Raw genomic sequence first — 18336 nt, 5'->3', positions numbered from 1 at the left:
GATCAGGGGGGTAGTTTTATGATGCAAGAGTTCTTTTTCCTGGAGGGTGCCTATCTTATCTTGGCGGGGATTATCCTGCTTATAACCCTTTTTGTAACCACACGGCCTTTTATGACAAAAGGTGCTGTCAAAAAAGGGTTGAGCAGTGTAGCGATCTTCCTTGCTGTTATGATAGGTGCACACTACTATATCACTACCAGTCGTATGGCTGAGGTAAGAGCAGCATTTGAACAAGGTAAAACAATTATATGTGAAAGCCGTATGCAGCGAAAAGTAGCACAGGATGTACGTATCAAAAAGTCAAATGACTGGGAGCTTCAGGGGAACAACTTTGTCTCTCCACACTATGAACGCCCGTTCTTCAGTGCCCGATGTATTGTAGAATAGAAGGAAACTATTATACAAAACCATAAGAAAAAATTCTATAATTTTTTTATTATTTTTTCTTATTTTAAATATCAACTTCTCTATATTTTCTTTCTTTTCTTGACATAAGTCAATCCCATTATTTTTTGAAACTGTCATAATACACCATGCTCGAAGGATTTTCATCCCTTGCAATAAATAGATAACCAAAAGGAGACACAGTAATGGAAACGTTGATTATAAGACCGGAGATAGCACTGGATCAATTCCTTCCTATCTTTATAGAGTCAACATTGGTACTTGTTTTTGGTGTAGGGTATGCAGCTATCATCACCCTTTCAAAAATGGGATACTTTTCTAAGGTGTGGATGCCTGTTGGGTATCTGTTTTGGGCATTACAGACATATTTCCTGTATGACTTTGCAGTGCTTATCCAAAGTAACCATTTTACGATGAAGGTCCTAATGGTTACGATGGTGGCATATCTGTTTGTTCCTCACCTCTATTTCTATCTGATCACATCAGCAGATAAAAGATATGAGGGGCAAAGTGAAGGCTTACAGGGAAAAAACCAATAGGTGCGCTGAAGAAGCGCTCTCAATCAGAAAAAAGGAGGAGACATGGCTAACGAAAATGTTTCGGTTTGGACCAGTATACCATTTTGGCGTCGTTCAGCGGCATGGGTAACAGGGTTTGCAACAATGTTGCTTATCTGGCTTTCATTTGATACGCTTGGACAAATTACAATGGGTACGGATGCAGACCTAAAGAATAATGTAACCAAAAGGGTACCCGCACCAACAGTGATCAATTATCATATTGATTACAAGATGGATGCAAAAAGAGGGCATGAGATACCGGTGATCGGTGAGAAACAACCATTCTTTGGAAAAGAGTGGAGTGAAGAGGAGGCAGCACAGCTTCTACATCTTGGGAAACTGACTTCTCAGGCGAAGAACTGTATGAACTGTCATACACTTTTGGGAAATGGGGCATACTTCGCACCTGATCTTACCAAAGCATGGCTTGACCCGGCATGGCAGGCAGGCGGTCCACTACAGGGTATGACAGGGAAGAATACAGTAGAGGAAGCAATGGCAGAGTTTTTGCAGCATCCTTCACAGTATCCTACACATGCCCGTATGATGCCCAATCTCGGAATCACAGCGGAAGAGGCAAAGGGCCTGGTAGCATTCCTCAAACACATGAGTAGTATTGATACCAATGGTTTCCCGAGAAACTTCTCAAAATCTGTTGAAACATTCAAAGCAGGAGGCACTCATGCTCAGTAGTATTAAAACAAATGAATTTGCCGGCAGTAAATCCAAAGAACTGGCAATGATGTATTTTAGAGTTGCTATTATACTCTTTGGTGCACAGTTGCTTATGGGGCTTATTGCTGCAATCCAATTCTTGGTTCCCGGTTTCTTATTTGAGTTATTCGATTTTTCTGTAGCGAGAATGGTACACATCAACGCACTTGTTGTATGGATGCTGTATGCAATGATAGGTTCAGTTTATTTTATGTTACCGGACGAGACAGGTGTTGAAACGGTCGGTGTAGGGCTTGGAAAATTAGCATTCTGGGTATTGACAGCAGCAGTCACAGTTGTAGTACTTGTTTATATCTTTATTCAGGTAGGTGCTGGTACAGAAGCATCTATCTGGTTTATTAATGAGGGTAGAGAGTATATTGAAGCGCCAAGATGGGCAGATATCGGTATCGTTGTAGTCGTATTGATCTTCTATTGGAACGTTTTTGCTTCTTATATGAAAGGAAGACAAACCGGTATTATGACGGTAATGGTTGCTGACTTGCTTGCGCTTGCCGGTCTATATCTTACAGGTATGTTCTTTACAGATAACATCTCTATGGATCAATTCTGGTGGTGGTGGGTTATTCACCTTTGGGTTGAAGCAACCTGGGAAGTATTTGTAGGTACACTTGCAGCGTATGCACTTATCAAAATTATTGGTGCTAAAAGAGAGATAGTCGAGATGTGGTTATGGATCGAAGTCCTGATGCTTTTTGGTTCAGGTATCCTTGGTTTGGGTCACCATTACTTCTGGATCGGTACACCGGAATACTGGTGGGAGATCGGTGCACTCTTCTCGGCACTTGAGCCTGTTCCGTTGGTAGCGATGTTCGTTCACGTACTCTACGACTGGGGTAAAGAACAAGGTATTGCAAAAGCAGAAGGCAAACAGGGTGCCGTTATGAATAATGGACCGGCAATGGCATGGATCGTTACAAATGCATTCGGAAACTTCCTCGGGGCTGGGATCTGGGGATTCTTCCACACATTGCCACAGGTAAATATCTATACACACGGTACACAGTTTACTGCAGCGCACGGTCACCTGGCATTCTTCGGTGCCTATGCAACGATCCTTATCGGGATGATGTATATGGGGATTCAGGGAGCGTATGGTGTTGAAAGACTGAAAGCGACATTCAAGTCCAAAATGGGAATTTTCCTCATTACTTTCGGTGTTGTAGGAATGACAGTTGCTCTGACTATCGCCGGATATGAGCAAGTACTGGTAGAGAGAGCCGAACTTGGTGGAGGATGGAATGCGTTCTTTACTGCACAGGAACTCCCTTGGTATGTACAGGCACAAACATGGAGAGCCATTATGGGTGTAACAACATTCGTTGGATTTGTCTACCTTGTATTGGATCTGCTTACTATCGGTAAAACAGCAAAAGCAGCACAAGCTGCCTAAGGTCAAAAGATACGGGCTTTTTACCCGTATCAAACATTAAAAAGGAGATAAAATGTTATTTGAACCAATGACTGATGTCGTACCAAGTTTTTTTGCTTGGCTCAACCAAGGTCCATTGACATTGACAATATTTTTACATACTGTGATTGTATTGCCGATGTTCTGGATCTATTTCCAGGAAAAGAAAAAGCTTAACAAATAGTATCATTACTTTAAGTGATGATATTGATATAAATTTGTTAAGGAAAGAGATGCTACACTTTAAGACAATTTGTATAAATTGGAAAGAGGGTAGTAGGAGGGCTGGGTAGAGCCCTCACAAAGGTGTCTGTTATTGTCAAAATAATAGACTCGCGATTTTATTCACAATTGCTTTAAAAAGAGCTAAATGTTGTGAATTAGTACAAAGGAGTGAAGAATGAAACTAAACAAACTTTTAGGATTGGCGGCAGCAACGAGTTTGGTAGCAACAATGGCTATGGCGGGTTCATCCAAGATGGACTTTGCAAAAGTGTATGAAAAAGAGTGTCAAGGATGTCACGGACCTATCCACCAGGGTGGGGTCGGATCTGACTTGCGTCCTAAAGCATTGAAGAAAAAAGAGGCATATTCACTTGCTGAAACCATTATGAACGGTAAGCCAGGTACGGCTATGCCGGGTTGGAAACATATGTTCTCCAAAGATGACGCAACAGGTATGGTCGACTGGTTGATGAACTGGAAGAACACTGTAGAGCTTCGTCTTGATCTTGATGAGGTGAAGCAGACTTGGAAACAGCTTGCCGACCGTAAAGCACTTCTTAAGAAGTACCCTCATCCTACAGATGTTGAGAGTGTAATGGATATTGTCTTTGCAACAGAGCGTGACGCATCACTGGTTGACTTCATCGATGGAACAACAGGTAAAGTACTTTCACGTCACAAAGCAGGATTCGCGGTACACGTAACAGTAACCAATAAGCGTATGCCTCGCTATGCATACTCTATCTCCCGTTCCGGAAGATTGACTATGTTTGATCTTGCAGCACCGGGACAGCCAGCGATTGCCAGTGTTCAGGTAGGACAGGAGTCAAGAGGACTTGCGGTCTCTCCAGACGGTAAATATGTAATGGCTGGTAACTACAACCCGGGTGGTGCAGTACTTTGTGATGCATTGACGTTAGAACCGCTGAAAGTGTATCAGACAGCTGCAGTTATTGACCCTGATGGAAATATCGGACCAAGTCGTGTTGCTTCAATCGCAGATACACCTTATGGGCCATACTTCGCATTCGCACTCAAAGACGGTGGACACGTTTATATTGTAGATTACAGCAAACCTGACTTCCCGATCGTAGGAGATATCCCAAATATCGGTAAAATACTTCATGATGCGTTCCTGAATGAAGGAAAAGAGATCGGACGTTATTATATGATCGCTTCCCAAGGGTCTGATGTAATGGGTATCGTTGATTTTAAAACCAAGTCATTGGCAGCGAAAGTCTATACTGGACCAGGCAGTAAGCCACACCCGGGACAAGGGTCTTCATGGTATAACGATAAGTATGGTCAGCTTCATGCAACAGTGAGTATGAACGTTGGTAATGCAGTTATCTGGGATAACAACTGGGATGTAGTAGCAAACGTACCGACAGCAGGCGGTGGTCTCTTCATCGGAACAAGTAAAGATACACCGTACCTCTGGGCAGACTGTGTACTTGGAACACCTGATAATTACAATAAAGTGTACCTGATCAACAAAGATACGCTTGAAACTGACCGTATTATTGAGGTTGGTAAGAAAGAAGGTAAGCTGATTGACGCACATAGCGGAAAAGTACTTCAGACTTGGGATGCTACACAGTATAAAAAAGTAGCAGGTAAGGAAGTTGACTCCAAACTCTCCAAAGAGAAACTGTTGACATACTCTGATAAGAAAGGTGCAAAGGTCAAAAAACCTGTACAGCCAAGACTACTTCATGCTGAGCCGGCTAATGGCGGTAAGTGGACATTCATCTCCGAGTGGACAACAGGACGTATCGGTGTCTACAATGCGAAGACAGGTGAGTTCATCAAGTATATTCATAACTTGACTACACCGACATTCACATACTCTGTAGAACACAGACAACATATACCTGGAGCATAACACTTGTTTAAGGTACGACGGGGATCTCTTCCCCGTTGCTCTGTCATTAGGTGGGAAATCTCTCTTTTTAAAGATTAGTCTCCTTTTAAACTTGATAGATTTCCCACCCAATTACAGTCTACGTACCCATGAAAAGCTAAATCATGAAATATCTCTTTTTTTTCTTTCTTTTGTTTCACAGCCAGTTATTTCCCAAAGGGGATTACCCGGATAACCATTCGTGTAAAGAGTGCCATGAGAACATTTATGATGAGTATCAAACCTCTGCACACTCTATGGGGTACTTTAATGATACTCTGCATCGTAAGATCGCAGATGCAGTAAGTACAAAAAAGTATAGTTGTGCTACATGTCATATGCCTATGGCAGATAATATGAACGAGTTGATCGTGGGCAAAGCCAGACCCGATAAGAGCAACAAGACCCATACCGATGCTGTCTCCTGCTACTTTTGTCATACAATCGCCTATGTCAAGAGGGCACATAAGTTCAATATCAATATCAAAGCGAGACAGGCAGAAAATTACAAACCGACACTTTACGGAAGGTTGGAGAAGCCTGATGAAAATGATAAACACTCCTCCTCTTCCAATCCTGTCTATGCCAAAAAAGTCTGTATGGGATGCCACTCACATAAGCAAAATGACAATAATGTCACTATTTTTAGAGCAATGAATGAAGAACAGGACAGTTTAGAGTGTATCAAGTGCCATATGCCTAAAGTAAGCGGTAGTGCAGAGAAGATGGATAAAAGAGCCAGAGGTGAGCATGTAAGTCACCGGTTTTTAGGCATTCGTGATATTACATTCAGAAAGAGAGGTGTAGACATTGGAATTGCTACAGACAATAACAAGCTGATCATAACATTGACCAATAAAATGGCACATCCGCTTATTATCCAACCGGCACGTGCAAAATTTTTAAAGATAGAGATAGTACGTAGTGGTAAGGTAATATGGCAAAATTACATGAAAAAGCCAAGTGAAGACAGACAGGGGTATTTTGCCTACAGTTTTAAAAGAGGTGGCAAGAGGATCATTATTCCGGCTACAGCAACAGAAGGAAGTGTATATAATTTAAATACAAAAGAGACCAAAGTGCTTAACTATACTATTCCCCCTCTTGAAAAAGGTGATATAATAACTGTATCCCTCTATGTGCAACTGGCAAAAAGTGAGTGTGCAAAGGCAATAGAGTTGGAAGATAAAAGCCTGATAGAGCCATTGCTCATAAAAGAAGTTATATTAAAACTGTAAAAATACGCCTTTTGCAGAAAAGGATACGATACGATGGATATTATGATTGCAGGTGCCGGAACCGTTGGTTATTCACTGGCACAAACACTCTCTTACAAGCATAGTGTGATTGTAATAGATAAAGATATCAAAAAACTTGATAAACTTGAAGAACATATTGATCTTTTAACACTTCAGGGAGATATAGAAAATCCGCAAATCTACCAGAATCTAAATCTTGAATGCGTCGATCTTTTTATTGCTGTGACTAATTCAGACGAGGCAAATTTATTGGCTACGTTGATCGTAGAGGATGTGGTTGAAGTAAAAAAGAAGATTATACGGCTTAAAAATGACGGTTTTTTAAAGAGTCATGTCTTGGAAAAACTCTCTATTGATTATGCTGTTTTCCCGGATATAACAACAGCAAATAAAGTGAAGGCTCTTTTTGCTTTTCCCAAGGCTAATAATGTAAAAATGTTTCATCAGACAAAACACAAGCTTGTATCTATTCGGGTGCAGCTTGATGCGCAACTGCTTTATAACGTACGTGACTTTAATCAGGAAAATGTATTTATAGTGGGTATTGAGAGGGGAAAAACATTTTTTGTACCAGAGACAGAAGAACCTATATACAAAGATGATCTTGTCTATCTTTTTGGAGATATCGAAACAATTAAAGCAATCTCAAACAAACTGGATGACAAGATGCCGTCTTCTATCCGAAAAATTGCGATCTTCGGTGCCAATACTTTGGCACAGAAGATCGCAAAAGCATTAATAGATAAAAATCTGGAGATCAAAATGATCGAAAAAGATATCAATCGCTGCAAAAGAGCTTCGGAAGTTTTACATGGTAAAGTGACCATTATCAATTCAGCCTATGAAGAGCAGCGTTTGTTTGAAGAGGAGGGGCTTAAAAATGCCGATATGATTATTGCTGCCGGGCATAATGATGAGAAAAATATTGTCAAATGTATGGAAGCAAAAGAGTATGGGATTCAAAAAGTTGTAGCAGTCAATAATGATAAAGCTTATTATCATCTAATGCATAAAATGGGGATTGTTGTTGTCAGGGGCAGCAAGGCGGGTGCACATTATGCCATTTTGGAAAAGATATCTTCAAACTATATCGTGACACAACGGCATTTTTGTGGAGGAAGAGGAGTGCTTTTTATGCGAAAAATCTATCCTGACTCAGAACTTATAGGGAAGCTTATTAAAGTTGCTGAACTGGGAAATGCAATCGTACTTCTTTTAAGAGAAGAGAAAATATATCATCTCTCCACAACAGAACAGTTACTAAAAGATGACATTATTGTTGCATTCGGGGAACTGGAATTCAAAGAAAAGATAGAACAGTGGATCTACACACTTTAAAAAATATTTTTAAGTTTGTTTCTGTTATCGGGATCACACTCTCTTTTTTTCTGATTAGTGCCATTGTCGTAGGATGGTACTATCAGGAAAATATGAGAGCGTTTATCTATTTTGATATTCTCCTGTTCTCTGTTAATACAGTCATTTTTATGTTACTTAAAAATCATACAATGAAACTAAGTATCAAGGGAGGTATACTCTCTGTCAATTTTACCTGGATTCTTTTAGGTGTTGCAGGAGCTGTTCCTTTAATGTTGTATACGGATATCTCTTTCCCTGATGCTTTTTTTGAGTCGATAAGCGGATTTACTACCACTGGGGCCACCATCTTTTCTGACATAGAGTCCCTTCCAAAATCGATACTTTATTTAAGAAGTCTGATGCATTGGCTGGGTGGTATGGGGATCATTGTATTGGGAGTGGGGCTTTTCTCGCTGATCAACCCCAGTGGTTCCATGGCACTTTTTAAAGCAGAATCAACTGGAATCAAAATGGAAAAAGTAACTCCAAAAATAAAAGATACTGCTATAAGACTATGGGGTATTTATATATTGTTCACTTTAATTGATGCATTCGCATTGAAATTGGCGGGTATGAATTTTTTTGATGCTGTCAACCATGCATTCTCTACCATTTCAACAGGCGGTTTTTCAACTAAAAATGATTCACTGGGGTACTATGATTCCAACGTAATCATTTGGATCACAACATTTTTTATGATTATTTCCGGAATTAACTTTCTTGTGCATTTAAAACTTTTTTCTTCAGGTAAGATTGATGGATACAAAAGAGAGGAAGTACTTTGGTACGTGTCTATTTTTATAGTACTGTCACTGATACTTGGCAGTGTAGATATTTTTATTGATTATGATAGTACTTTTCATGCTTTAACACACTCATTTTTTACCATTGCATCAATACTCACTACAACGGGCTTTGCAACACTGGATTATGCACAATGGGGACATATAGCCATTAGTGTTATTTTTGTAGCCATGCTTATTGGCGGGAATGCAGGTTCTACTGCCGGTGGTGTAAAGGTGATCCGCTATATCGTACTGTTTAAAAATCTTTCATTACAGCTTAAACGGACACTTCAGCCCAATGCAGTAGTAAATGTTTTTATAGATAAGCAAAAAGTATCGTCACAGATCATCAGTTCTACAACCGGGTTTATTTTTCTTTTTATCATTACAAATATGCTGATAACACTCTATTTGTTTGCACGGGGGTTTGATGCTATGACCTCGGTATCTACTGCTTTGGCGACAGTGGGAAATATAGGTCCCGGGTTTGCGCTTACCGGACCGGCATGCAATTATGCTTTTTTTTCAGATATGGACAAAATCATTCTCTCTATGGCAATGATCATGGGAAGGCTTGAATTTTATACGGTATTCCTTCTTTTCAGCAGAATATTTTGGAAAAAGTTTTAATGACTCTGTATTGTCGCAGGTTGTTCCAGATTACCTATTTCTTAAAAGAATGAAGTAGTTGATATAGGTCAACTGAACTATTATAGAGTTTTAAGTACAATAGATTTAACTTTTTATACACAAAGGATTTGAATGAAAAAACTATTATCATTACTGCTTTTAAGTGTTCTGGTCTTTGCCCAAAAACCAAAGATAGAAAAACCGACAGACAAAGAGAAGATCTTTGTGGTAGAACGTGAAAGTGATTCTGTAGCAGTCATCGAAGAAGGGTTGACCCGCCGGCATATGGAAAATATGCACAATATGAACCATGGGATCATTAAGTTTGAGGGTAAGGATGGTTATCTTATCAGCCGTGACGGATTCGTGGTGAAGTTTAACCCGGTGACAGAAAAGGTAGAAGCAGAGTATAAAACTTCCAAGTCAGCCATCGGATTTGTAATCGGCGAGAACTATGTGGCAGTTGCCAACTATGATGACAAATCGGTCGATATTCTGACGCGTGATCTCAAACCAATCGACAAGATCGTAACCGGATCCAAGAATGTCGGGATCAAGATCTATAAAGATATGATCATTTTTGCACAGATGGATAATGATAAAGTGACCGTACTGAAAGATGAAAATGCAGGAAAAGATATACCAAAGTTCAAGATCTACAAAGAGTTTAAGGTAGGGAAGATGCCTTTTGATGCGATGATCAAGGGAAATACCTATATTGTTGGTTTTTTCCTAAGCAAGTCATTTGGTGTGGTTGACCTTGACAGGATGCAATATTCGGAGATCAAAGTAACAGCTAAAGACAACAAGCCTGTACTTAAGGTACCGCATTTTGGCTTCTGGTCCCTCAGTGATGACAAAACCTTTATTCCCTCAGTAGGCGATAACAGTGTGATGGTCTATGACAAGGACTTCAAGTTCATTACAAATATAAAGACGCAGGGACTTCCAGTATTTACAGCACTCAGTCCGGATAAGAAGTACCTGGCAGTTACCTTCTCGGGAAAGGATTTCCCTACGATCCAAATTATCGATACAAAGTCACTTAAGATCATTAAAACATTTAATTTCCCCGGTAAAGTACTTCATATCAGATGGTCCAAGTATGATCCGCTTCTTTATGTCTCTGTCAATGATACAAATCAGCTGAGTGTCATTAATACTGATCGATGGTATCTGGCACGTGAGATCTTCCTGGTAAAGAAACCATCCGGTATCTTTATATATGACCTGGAAGCGAACAAATAGATCATGTCTCTGCAGCCATTAAAGCTTGTGTTGTTTTGGCTGTTATTGTCTCTTCCGGTTTTGGCTTAAGTTTTATGAGGCAGGTTGGTTATGAGAGATACCGTATTCTCAGACTCTTATGGCGTCTTTTAGGTTTAAAAGACCCTCTTCTATAGTTGCTGCTTTGCCTGTTACAAAGAGGATTACAGCAGCATTGAGTTTTGCCAACTCCAAAAAAGATTCACTTGGCTCTTTTATCTGTTTCAAAGATGTTTCCAGCGTAATGGGCTGTACAGATTTTACATAGTCGATACCATATATCTTTGGGTCAACTTTTATCTCTTCTGTCTCCCCATTCTCTACAATCGTGATACTACATTTACTGAAGATCTCCGGAGTCCCTTCATTTCCTTTTATTATGACCAGTTTTTTGTAACGGTCTTTATAGAGTGCGATGTATTTTTCGATGAAAGGCTTATGAAAGGCGCCGATTATGGCGGTATCACTTTTGGTGATTCCCAGTAGTTTTTCGATTGTATTAAAAGAGGAGCGTAGCCCCAGTTTGGCTCTGATACTGCTGAGCTCATAGAGTTCAGGAAAATACTCTTGTCTGTCATAGAAATGGATATTGCTGCTCAGAGGTATGGTATCACATATCTCTTTGAGGGTGATACCGCCTTTGGCAGGTTGAAGAAGCCCACCATGTAAAGAAAAATGGATATCGAATTTTTGTAGATACTGTGCGGTAAGAGGAAAAATATAAGGGTTTTTGACTTTGCCGTCATAAGGATATCCAAATTCGATGGAGCCGGGCAGAGGGTCATGTTTGATAAATTCATCAAAGACCTCCAGTGCACCGGCGAACTCATCGATACTTTCTCCTTTGACTCTCCACCCAAGAATAAAGGCTGCCATCTGCTCAGGTACGACTTCCTGTTTCAAGAAGGCGCGTATGACGACCTTCATCTCCTCTTTACTCAGGTCACGGTTACGTTTTGGACCGGTACCGACACATTTTAGATAAGGGAGAAATGCTTCAGGTGTCATCACTAAAAATCGTCCAGATCAATACTTGATTTGGCATAGTTGGAGACATTACTCTCAAAGAAGTTACTCTTGACCTCATTCATCTCCAGATGCTTTGTGACCAGTTTCTGCAGGTAAGTTGTCGTACTCTCTTCAAAGATGGGGTTAAGACCTATTTTTTTGAGACGGTCATTGGCATAATTGTAGACTGTCTGTTCCATCAGTTCCGGTGTTGTTCCCATGATCGGATAACGATCAAGAAGGTATTTCCCGTACTCCAGTTCTATTTTAACGGCATCTTCTATCATTGTATAGGCCGTATCAATGGTAGAGGCCTGAATCTTGTTCTCCTTCTGTATGGTCTTGAAAATGTTGGCAAAGAGCGGCAAGTGCGTATTGAGTTCATCCCTTGCGATGAATTTTATCATATCTCTCGCACCCGGAACCTTGTCTCCGAGAAGATAGATGTAAGAGAACCCAAGCAGAAAGTATATCCCTTCAAGATTTACGCTTGCCATGGCACTGAGCAGCATTTTGTCGGCAGAACCTCCATCGATATATCTGGCGAACTGTTCAGCCACCTGCTGGTTTTTACGGTTGAGGGCCGCATCATGTTTATAGAGGTTGAAGACCTCTTCTGCGTTCCCGCAGGCATCGAGCAGAACGGCATAGCTTTTGGAGTGGTTGACCTCCTGCATGATCTGTAAAGAGAGTACGGATTTGACAAGACGGTTGTTCGCCAGGCGTCTGAAATCACTGAGGTACTCCTCCTGTGCAGAGTCATTAAAACTTAGTTGTGCAAAGGTCATTTTGTAGATCGCCTGTTCATTGTCTGTGAGCATTTCGAAGTTTTTCTTTTCTGTTGAGGTATTTACCTCGCTCGGGAACCATGTATTGGCATTCATCAGATCGTATATATTGCTGTCCCAACGGTATCTGGAGCGGTTGAAGTCTACAAATCCGGTAGGAGATCCACCAAAGATCTTTTCGTCCAGTATCTCTTCTCCATTAGGGTTGTAGTAGTGTTTGACATCCATCTTTCACTCCTTTTGTATAGTGGTTCCTATTTTATCTTTTTACTTTCATCAATCTGTTGATAAATGTCAAGTTTTGATAGGTATCAAGTGCAAAAAATCTATTTTTGACTATACTTTTAAAAATTAAAAATAGTCAAAATAAGATGGATAAGGGCATAATGGTCTCAGGGAAAATACGGGTTTTTATTAATGGATTTGGAAGGATCGGGAGGTGTGCAGCACGGATTATACTTGAGGATGAGTGTTTTGAACTTGTGGGGGTCAACGATCTTTACTCTTGTGAACAGATGGCATATCTTTTGAAATATGATTCTGTATATCCGCGCCTTGAAAAGAGTATTACATTAACAGAAGGGTGTTTGATGATTGATGGGCATCGTGTAGCACTCTTCTGTGAACCTGATCCCCAAAATATGGATCTTGGACCACTGGATGTGGATGTGGTACTGCAATGCAGCGGTATATTCCTGACACAGAAGTCCAATCTGCCTCTTATCAAATGCGGAGCAAAGAGAGTGATCGTCTCTGCACCGCCAACAGACAGTATGCCAACTTTTATCTATGGTGTCAATCATAGTGATTATGCTGATGAAGAGATCATCTCCAACTCAAGCTGTTCTGCCAATGCCATTGTACCGCTCTTTAAGATCATAGATAGATATTTTGGAATAGATACCGCTATGATGAGTATGTATCACAGCTATACAGTGTATCAGAATATTCTTGACAACAAACATTACTCCAAGGATATCCGCCGGACCCGTTCTGCTACCCAGAATATCATCCCTCTTATGAGCAGTGCTGCTGAAGCAACCGGCTATTTCTTCCCGCACCTCAAAGGTAGACTGTATGCCAAAAGTATTCGGGTTCCCATTCCCAGCACCACACTCTATGAACTACATATGCAGGTTAATAAAAAAACAAATGTGGAAGAGCTGAACCAGATACTCAAACAGGAGATAAAAAGCTCCTATGCAGACATCCTGGATACAACGGATGCTCCAGGCTCCTCTGAAGATTATGTGCAAAGTCCTTACAGTGCTATAGTGAATCTCCCTTTTACTACTGTGGTTGGAGACAATCTTCTAAAGATCTCTGCCTGGCAGGATAATGAGTATGGTTATGCGAAAAGACTGGTAGAGATGGCAAAGCATATAGCATAATAGTTGAATAAATTTATTGATTTAAATCAATAAATAATAAGATCAATGGTTTGAAAAGAATCTTTTTTAATTTATTGACACTTGTCAAACCATTCTCCCCTCGTTTCCATTATAATACTGAGAATTGAATATGGAGCTGCAACAATGATAAAAACAATTATAAAAAGAGACGGGAGTTCTCAGCGGTTCGTACCCTTCAAGATCGAAGATGCTATCAAAAAAGCATTTATGAGCGAAGCAAAAGAGTATGATAAAAGTGTCTTTAAAGAACTGATGGAGATGATAAGAGACAAAGAGGAGATCAGTGTCGAAGAGATCCAGGACCTGATAGAGAAAGTGCTCTATGAGCATCAGCATTTTGAAGTGATGAAATCCTTTATGCTCTATCGTCACCTGCACAAGATCCAGAGGGAGCAGATACTGGGTCTGAATGAAGATACCACCTATATCAACTCAACACAGACGGTGAAAGAGTATATAGACAAAGCAGACTGGAGGATCAATGCCAACTCCAATACAGGTTACTCCAATGCCGGACTTGTCAATAATACGGCAGGCAAGGTGATTGCCAACTTCTGGCTGGATGCGATCTACTCCAAAGAGGAGGGATATGCACACAGAGACGGAGACTACCATATCCATGATCTGGACTGCCTTACCGGATATTGTGCAGGGTGGAGTCTTCGTGTCCTTTTGGATGAGGGCTTTAACGGAGTCAGAGGCAGAGTTGAGAGCAGAGCGCCCAACCATTTCAGAGAGGCTCTGGGGCAGATGGCGAACTTTCTGGGGATTTTACAGAGTGAATGGGCCGGAGCACAGGCATTCTCCTCATTCGATACCTATCTGGCACCCTATGTGTTCAAAGACAGGCTCTCATTTTCTGAGATCAAAAAAGCGATCAGAAGCTTTGTGTACAATCTCAATGTTCCGGCCAGATGGGGACAGAGTCCTTTTACCAATATTACCATTGACTGGACAGTTCCTTCAGACCTGAAAGATCAGATACCCACAAGAGAGCAGAAGCATCTGTTCTCTGGCCTGGATGATGCAGTGTTGTGGGAGGAAGCAAAGCGCAGAGATGCGGATATTCACTCTTTGGAGAGTATGACCTACAGACACTTTCAGCCTGAAATGAATCTTATCAACAGAGCCTTCTATGAAGTGATGACCGAAGGTGACAGGAACGGACAGCCGTTTACTTTTCCCATTCCTACGGTAAATATCACCGAAGAGTTTGACTGGTATGGTGAAAATACCGATATCCTTTTTGAAAATACCGCCAAGATAGGATCTTCCTATTTTCAGAACTTTATAGGCAGTCAGTATGTAAGAGATGAAAACGGAGCACTTGTGCCTAATGAGGAGGCCTATAAGCCCGGGCATGTCAGAAGTATGTGCTGCAGGCTGCAGCTGGACCTTCGCGAACTTCTTAAAAGAGGCGGAGGTCTGTTCGGCAGTGCCGAAATGACGGGGAGTATCGGTGTGGTGACGATCAATATGGCACGACTTGGATATCTCTATGCCGGTGATGAGGAGAAACTTATTGCAAAGCTTGGCAAACTCATGGAGTATGCCTACTCGACACTTGAGAAGAAAAGGATCTTCATTCAGGAGATGTATGACAGGGGACTTTACCCCTATACGGCAAGGTATCTTCCCGGGTTTAACAACCACTTCTCTACTATCGGTGTCAACGGGATGAATGAGATGATACGGAACTTCACCAATGACAGGCATACGATCACAGATGCATTTGGAAAAGAGATGGCACTGAGGATCCTGGATTTCATGCGGGATCAGCTCAAAGATTTCCAGGAGCGTTCAGGAAACCTCTATAACCTGGAAGCAACCCCTGCAGAGGGAACTACGTACCGTTTTGCCAGAGAAGATATCAAGAGGTATCCGGATATCATTCAGGCAGGGACCAGTGAGAACAACTACTATACCAACTCCTCTCAGATCCCTGTCTTTTACACCGATGATCCGTTTGAAGCATTGATGCTGCAGGATGATCTGCAGTGCAAGTATACAGGAGGAACAGTCATGCACCTCTATATGAGAGAGAAGCTAAGCTCTCCGGAAGCAGCCAGAAAACTGGTGAAAAATGTCATCAGCAACTTCAGGCTTCCCTATATCACTCTGACACCGACATTTTCCATCTGTGAAAAGCATGGTTATCTCTCGGGTGAGTATGAATACTGCCCCAAATGTGATGCAGAGATCCTGCAAAAGGCAAGTTGATGATCCGTGCAGGTGAAGGTCGATATAGTGTAATGTTGCATGCTTACAGGATAGGGAATGACAGGTTGATTGTCATTACAGGCGGTGAAGAAGCACATATAGGCTCGGCAACACTGATAGAGGAGAGGGGTCATATGCAAACCTTAAGCAAAAACGGACATAAAGACTATCTTGTTTCAGAAAAAATGGCGAACCTCATTTATGATACAATAGGAAGTGACCTGCTTGTCATTTGCGGTATTCATATAGACAATGCCAGTAAAGAAGAGATAGATGTGTTGGTAGATAATGCACAAATGTGTGTCAATATTTTTTTAAAGGAGAATAATGATAACTGAAGAAGATCTTAAAGCACATGGCTACAATGTAAACAGCGAACAGACAAAAGTGCTGAATGAGCATTATCATGACCCAAAGAACCGCTGGGCACTGAAAGAGTACAATGCCAGAGGAATAGGCAGGAATCCGGACAATTACGGGCAGGTGGACATGTATGTTCTGGTAAATGAGAGTGAAGAGATAGATAACGTCGGGTATGAGTTCAACGGTTGTCCCACGATTGCATTTTCCGCTTCAATATTTACAGAAGAGATCAAAGGGATTTTGTTGGAGGAAGCTTTTCTGATGACACAGGCATCGTTGGAGGAAATGGCAGCAAAAGACAATTGTGAAGAGTGTACGGCAATGATTCTTGTAGCTTTTTTGGCTGCCTATGAAAATTACCGGAACAGACAAAAGGGTATGGGTGAAGAGTTCGTCCTGAAAATGATTGAGACAAGCTTACGGTATTCAGAGCAATCTTGCGGATAATGCAAAACTGAATCAAAGAGGGAGCTTTTACGGGAAATCATTTAGAGATTTGCATGTATAAGCCTTATAGTCAGGAGGCAGAAAAGGCATTTTCTGCAGGTAGTTGAAGAGATGCTTTGCTTCTCTTCACAGAGACATATTTCATAAAAAAGGAGAAAAGATGAATCAAAATAAAGTGCTTGAAAAATATAAAGCAGAGCGAACAAAATGTATAGTGTATACAAGAGTAATGGGTTACCACAGACCGGTTGAGAGTTTCAATACAGGTAAAAAAGGTGAGCACAGGGAGAGAAAGTTCTTTCTTGAAAAGGCATCACAGACCAATGCAGCATAAGCCTCTGTATGATATTACTCCCTTCACGCTTCTGGATTATCCTGACCATCTGGCAGCCATTTTCTGGTTTGCCCGGTGCAATATGCGCTGTGTCTATTGCTACAACCGGGATATTGTCTTTGGAGAAGGAGAGAGAAGCGAGGAGGAAGCAATAGCATTCTTAGAGAGCAGAACAGGCCTTCTTGAAGCGGTTGTTCTTTCCGGAGGAGAAGCCACACTCTATGAGGATCTGCCGGCATTCTGTAAAAAGATCAGGCAGTTAAAATTCAAGATTAAACTGGATACCAACGGTCTGAACCCGGAAATGATCCGCAGACTGGTTGAAGAGAATCTGGTTGACTATATCGCTCTTGATTACAAAGCACCCAAAGAGAGATATTACACTGTTACAAAAGATAAACATTTTGACCGTTTCTCAAAAACATTGAACTTCCTTATCAGTCAGGCATTCCCTTTTGAGGTAAGAACAACGGTGCATAATGATCTCTTAGGCGTGGAAGAGATCAACCGTATTATCAGAGATCTTGTAAAACGAGGCTATACCGGTACCTATTATCTGCAACCGTTTGTTTTTTCAGAGCATACAATAGGAAAGGTCAAGCCGGAACAAAGCTCTTTTGACCAATCACTGCTCTCTTCTGACCTGAAAGTGGTTTGGAGGAGATAATCAGAGATGAACCGGATACAGCTTCATCTGTCTATATTTTTTTCTTTACCATCCATTTTTTAAAAGGCTGCAGTGAACTGATATACTCAGCTATATCACTGAGATCATCTTCGTTAAGGGGAAGTGTAGGCATAGCATTGGCACTGTATCCGAATTTTCTGTATAAAGAGGAGGGGTTCTCTGCATACTGTTGTATCTCTTCTTTTGTTCTTGTATAAGAGACAATATTGAAGTCAGGTCCCATTGCTCTTCCTCCATTGACTGTATGGCAAATAGCACAGTTCGCAGTATATGCAGCTTTCCCTTTTTCTATATCGGCAAGAAGTTCTGTTCCCAACAAGAGGGATAGCAGGATCGTGATTTGTTTCATGGCAAATTCCTTTAAAGTGTTTAATTCAGACTAAATTACTCTTAATTAGTCTTTGACGAAATATATCGGAATATGCATGGGGAATTCTTGATACAGATCAATAATAGGACAAATTTACTCCTATTTAGACTAAAAGAGAGGGTATTGCTTATCTTGTTATATTTATATATACTTGGGTAACACAAAAGA

General features: G+C 40.9%; 19 protein-coding genes. 16 read left to right on the top strand and 3 right to left on the bottom strand.

Annotated elements, in window-relative coordinates; genetic code table 11:
- Window positions 1-18: 18 nt before the first annotated feature.
- The 10 genes from IMZ28_RS09570 (at window position 19) to IMZ28_RS09525 (ending at window position 10520) form a co-directional block, all read left to right on the top strand.
- On the top strand, window positions 19-387 hold the full coding sequence (locus IMZ28_RS09570; RefSeq protein ID WP_232087469.1) for a hypothetical protein: 369 nt from the start codon (window positions 19-21) through the stop codon (window positions 385-387).
- Between the two features lie 203 nt (window positions 388-590).
- The gene (locus IMZ28_RS09565; protein ID WP_197548380.1) at window positions 591-944 is read left to right on the top strand and encodes a hypothetical protein; all 354 of its coding nucleotides are present in this window, start codon (window positions 591-593) and stop codon (window positions 942-944) included.
- Between the two features lie 42 nt (window positions 945-986).
- A complete protein-coding gene (locus IMZ28_RS09560; protein WP_197548379.1) occupies window positions 987-1658 on the top strand; it encodes a c-type cytochrome in 672 nt (223 codons plus the stop codon).
- The gene (locus IMZ28_RS09555) at window positions 1621-3093 is read left to right on the top strand and encodes a cbb3-type cytochrome c oxidase subunit I (protein ID WP_232087468.1); all 1473 of its coding nucleotides are present in this window, start codon (window positions 1621-1623) and stop codon (window positions 3091-3093) included. The genes IMZ28_RS09560 and IMZ28_RS09555 overlap by 38 nt, the downstream gene beginning before the upstream one ends.
- 52 nt (window positions 3094-3145) lie before the next feature.
- Entirely contained in the window at window positions 3146-3295 is a 150-nt protein-coding gene (locus IMZ28_RS09550) for a hypothetical protein (protein WP_197548378.1), read from the top strand.
- 216 nt (window positions 3296-3511) lie between these two features.
- A complete protein-coding gene (locus tag IMZ28_RS09545) occupies window positions 3512-5221 on the top strand; it encodes a nitrite reductase (RefSeq protein WP_197548377.1) in 1710 nt (569 codons plus the stop codon).
- A 143-nt stretch (window positions 5222-5364) separates the two neighbouring features.
- Window positions 5365-6477: a multiheme c-type cytochrome gene (locus IMZ28_RS09540; RefSeq protein ID WP_197548376.1), complete on the top strand. Its 1113-nt coding sequence runs from the start codon at window positions 5365-5367 to the stop codon at window positions 6475-6477.
- A 33-nt stretch (window positions 6478-6510) separates the two neighbouring features.
- Complete coding sequence (locus IMZ28_RS09535; protein WP_197548375.1) at window positions 6511-7836, top strand: NAD-binding protein; 1326 nt, start codon at window positions 6511-6513, stop codon at window positions 7834-7836.
- Window positions 7818-9272 carry a TrkH family potassium uptake protein gene (locus IMZ28_RS09530; protein WP_197548374.1) on the top strand — a complete coding sequence of 485 codons (1455 nt, stop codon included), beginning with the start codon at window positions 7818-7820 and terminating at the stop codon, window positions 9270-9272. Before IMZ28_RS09535 ends, IMZ28_RS09530 begins: the two co-directional genes overlap by 19 nt.
- 132 nt (window positions 9273-9404) lie before the next feature.
- Complete coding sequence (locus IMZ28_RS09525; RefSeq protein ID WP_197548373.1) at window positions 9405-10520, top strand: cytochrome D1 domain-containing protein; 1116 nt, start codon at window positions 9405-9407, stop codon at window positions 10518-10520.
- Between the two features lie 108 nt (window positions 10521-10628).
- On the opposite strand, the gene IMZ28_RS09520 is transcribed toward IMZ28_RS09525, so the two are convergent.
- Together IMZ28_RS09520 and IMZ28_RS09515 are read right to left on the bottom strand one after the other, a co-directional pair.
- Entirely contained in the window at window positions 10629-11546 is a 918-nt protein-coding gene (locus tag IMZ28_RS09520; RefSeq protein ID WP_197549845.1) for a glycosyl transferase, read from the bottom strand.
- A gap of 2 nt (window positions 11547-11548) precedes the next feature.
- On the bottom strand, window positions 11549-12562 hold the full coding sequence (locus IMZ28_RS09515) for a ribonucleotide-diphosphate reductase subunit beta (RefSeq protein ID WP_197548372.1): 1014 nt from the start codon (window positions 12560-12562) through the stop codon (window positions 11549-11551).
- Window positions 12563-12705: 143 nt separating this feature from the next.
- Between IMZ28_RS09515 and IMZ28_RS09510 the strand changes: the two genes are divergently transcribed.
- The 6 genes from IMZ28_RS09510 (at window position 12706) to IMZ28_RS09485 (ending at window position 17777) form a co-directional block, all read left to right on the top strand.
- Window positions 12706-13725 (top strand): type I glyceraldehyde-3-phosphate dehydrogenase, encoded by a 1020-nt coding sequence (locus IMZ28_RS09510; protein WP_197548371.1) that lies wholly within the window; start codon window positions 12706-12708, stop codon window positions 13723-13725.
- Between the two features lie 144 nt (window positions 13726-13869).
- A complete protein-coding gene (locus tag IMZ28_RS09505) occupies window positions 13870-15966 on the top strand; it encodes a ribonucleoside triphosphate reductase (protein ID WP_197548370.1) in 2097 nt (698 codons plus the stop codon).
- Window positions 15966-16304: a prenylated flavin chaperone LpdD gene (lpdD, locus tag IMZ28_RS09500; protein ID WP_197548369.1), complete on the top strand. Its 339-nt coding sequence runs from the start codon at window positions 15966-15968 to the stop codon at window positions 16302-16304. The genes IMZ28_RS09505 and lpdD overlap by 1 nt, the downstream gene beginning before the upstream one ends.
- The gene (locus IMZ28_RS09495) at window positions 16294-16776 is read left to right on the top strand and encodes an iron-sulfur cluster assembly scaffold protein (RefSeq protein WP_197548368.1); all 483 of its coding nucleotides are present in this window, start codon (window positions 16294-16296) and stop codon (window positions 16774-16776) included. Before lpdD ends, IMZ28_RS09495 begins: the two co-directional genes overlap by 11 nt.
- Before the next feature lie 160 nt (window positions 16777-16936).
- Entirely contained in the window at window positions 16937-17110 is a 174-nt protein-coding gene (gene nrdD / locus IMZ28_RS09490) for an anaerobic ribonucleoside-triphosphate reductase (protein ID WP_197547832.1), read from the top strand.
- Entirely contained in the window at window positions 17100-17777 is a 678-nt protein-coding gene (locus IMZ28_RS09485) for an anaerobic ribonucleoside-triphosphate reductase activating protein (RefSeq protein ID WP_197548367.1), read from the top strand. The genes nrdD and IMZ28_RS09485 overlap by 11 nt, the downstream gene beginning before the upstream one ends.
- A 31-nt stretch (window positions 17778-17808) precedes the next feature.
- Here the strand turns inward: IMZ28_RS09485 and IMZ28_RS09480 are convergent, their stop codons facing one another.
- Complete coding sequence (locus IMZ28_RS09480) at window positions 17809-18147, bottom strand: c-type cytochrome (RefSeq protein ID WP_197548366.1); 339 nt, start codon at window positions 18145-18147, stop codon at window positions 17809-17811.
- Between the last annotated feature and the right edge of the window lie 189 nt (window positions 18148-18336).

The sequence above is a fragment of the Sulfurovum indicum genome (assembly GCF_014931715.1).
GTDB classification, from domain to species: Bacteria; Campylobacterota; Campylobacteria; order Campylobacterales; family Sulfurovaceae; genus Sulfurovum; species Sulfurovum indicum.
This window is presented reverse-complemented; position numbering and strand designations above follow the sequence as displayed.

Coding starts and splice junctions, on each gene's coding strand:
- IMZ28_RS09570 (WP_232087469.1), top strand. CDS start 19: ATGATGCAAGAGTTCTTTTTCCTGGAGGGTGCCTATCTTATCTTGGCG.
- IMZ28_RS09565 (WP_197548380.1), top strand. CDS start 591: ATGGAAACGTTGATTATAAGACCGGAGATAGCACTGGATCAATTCCTT.
- IMZ28_RS09560 (WP_197548379.1), top strand. CDS start 987: ATGGCTAACGAAAATGTTTCGGTTTGGACCAGTATACCATTTTGGCGT.
- IMZ28_RS09550 (WP_197548378.1), top strand. CDS start 3,146: ATGTTATTTGAACCAATGACTGATGTCGTACCAAGTTTTTTTGCTTGG.
- IMZ28_RS09545 (WP_197548377.1), top strand. CDS start 3,512: ATGAAACTAAACAAACTTTTAGGATTGGCGGCAGCAACGAGTTTGGTA.
- IMZ28_RS09540 (WP_197548376.1), top strand. CDS start 5,365: ATGAAATATCTCTTTTTTTTCTTTCTTTTGTTTCACAGCCAGTTATTT.
- IMZ28_RS09535 (WP_197548375.1), top strand. CDS start 6,511: ATGGATATTATGATTGCAGGTGCCGGAACCGTTGGTTATTCACTGGCA.
- IMZ28_RS09525 (WP_197548373.1), top strand. CDS start 9,405: ATGAAAAAACTATTATCATTACTGCTTTTAAGTGTTCTGGTCTTTGCC.
- IMZ28_RS09520 (WP_197549845.1), bottom strand. CDS start 11,546: ATGACACCTGAAGCATTTCTCCCTTATCTAAAATGTGTCGGTACCGGT.
- IMZ28_RS09515 (WP_197548372.1), bottom strand. CDS start 12,562: ATGGATGTCAAACACTACTACAACCCTAATGGAGAAGAGATACTGGAC.
- IMZ28_RS09510 (WP_197548371.1), top strand. CDS start 12,706: ATGGATAAGGGCATAATGGTCTCAGGGAAAATACGGGTTTTTATTAAT.
- IMZ28_RS09505 (WP_197548370.1), top strand. CDS start 13,870: ATGATAAAAACAATTATAAAAAGAGACGGGAGTTCTCAGCGGTTCGTA.
- lpdD (WP_197548369.1), top strand. CDS start 15,966: ATGATCCGTGCAGGTGAAGGTCGATATAGTGTAATGTTGCATGCTTAC.
- IMZ28_RS09495 (WP_197548368.1), top strand. CDS start 16,294: ATGATAACTGAAGAAGATCTTAAAGCACATGGCTACAATGTAAACAGC.
- nrdD (WP_197547832.1), top strand. CDS start 16,937: ATGAATCAAAATAAAGTGCTTGAAAAATATAAAGCAGAGCGAACAAAA.
- IMZ28_RS09485 (WP_197548367.1), top strand. CDS start 17,100: ATGCAGCATAAGCCTCTGTATGATATTACTCCCTTCACGCTTCTGGAT.
- IMZ28_RS09480 (WP_197548366.1), bottom strand. CDS start 18,147: ATGAAACAAATCACGATCCTGCTATCCCTCTTGTTGGGAACAGAACTT.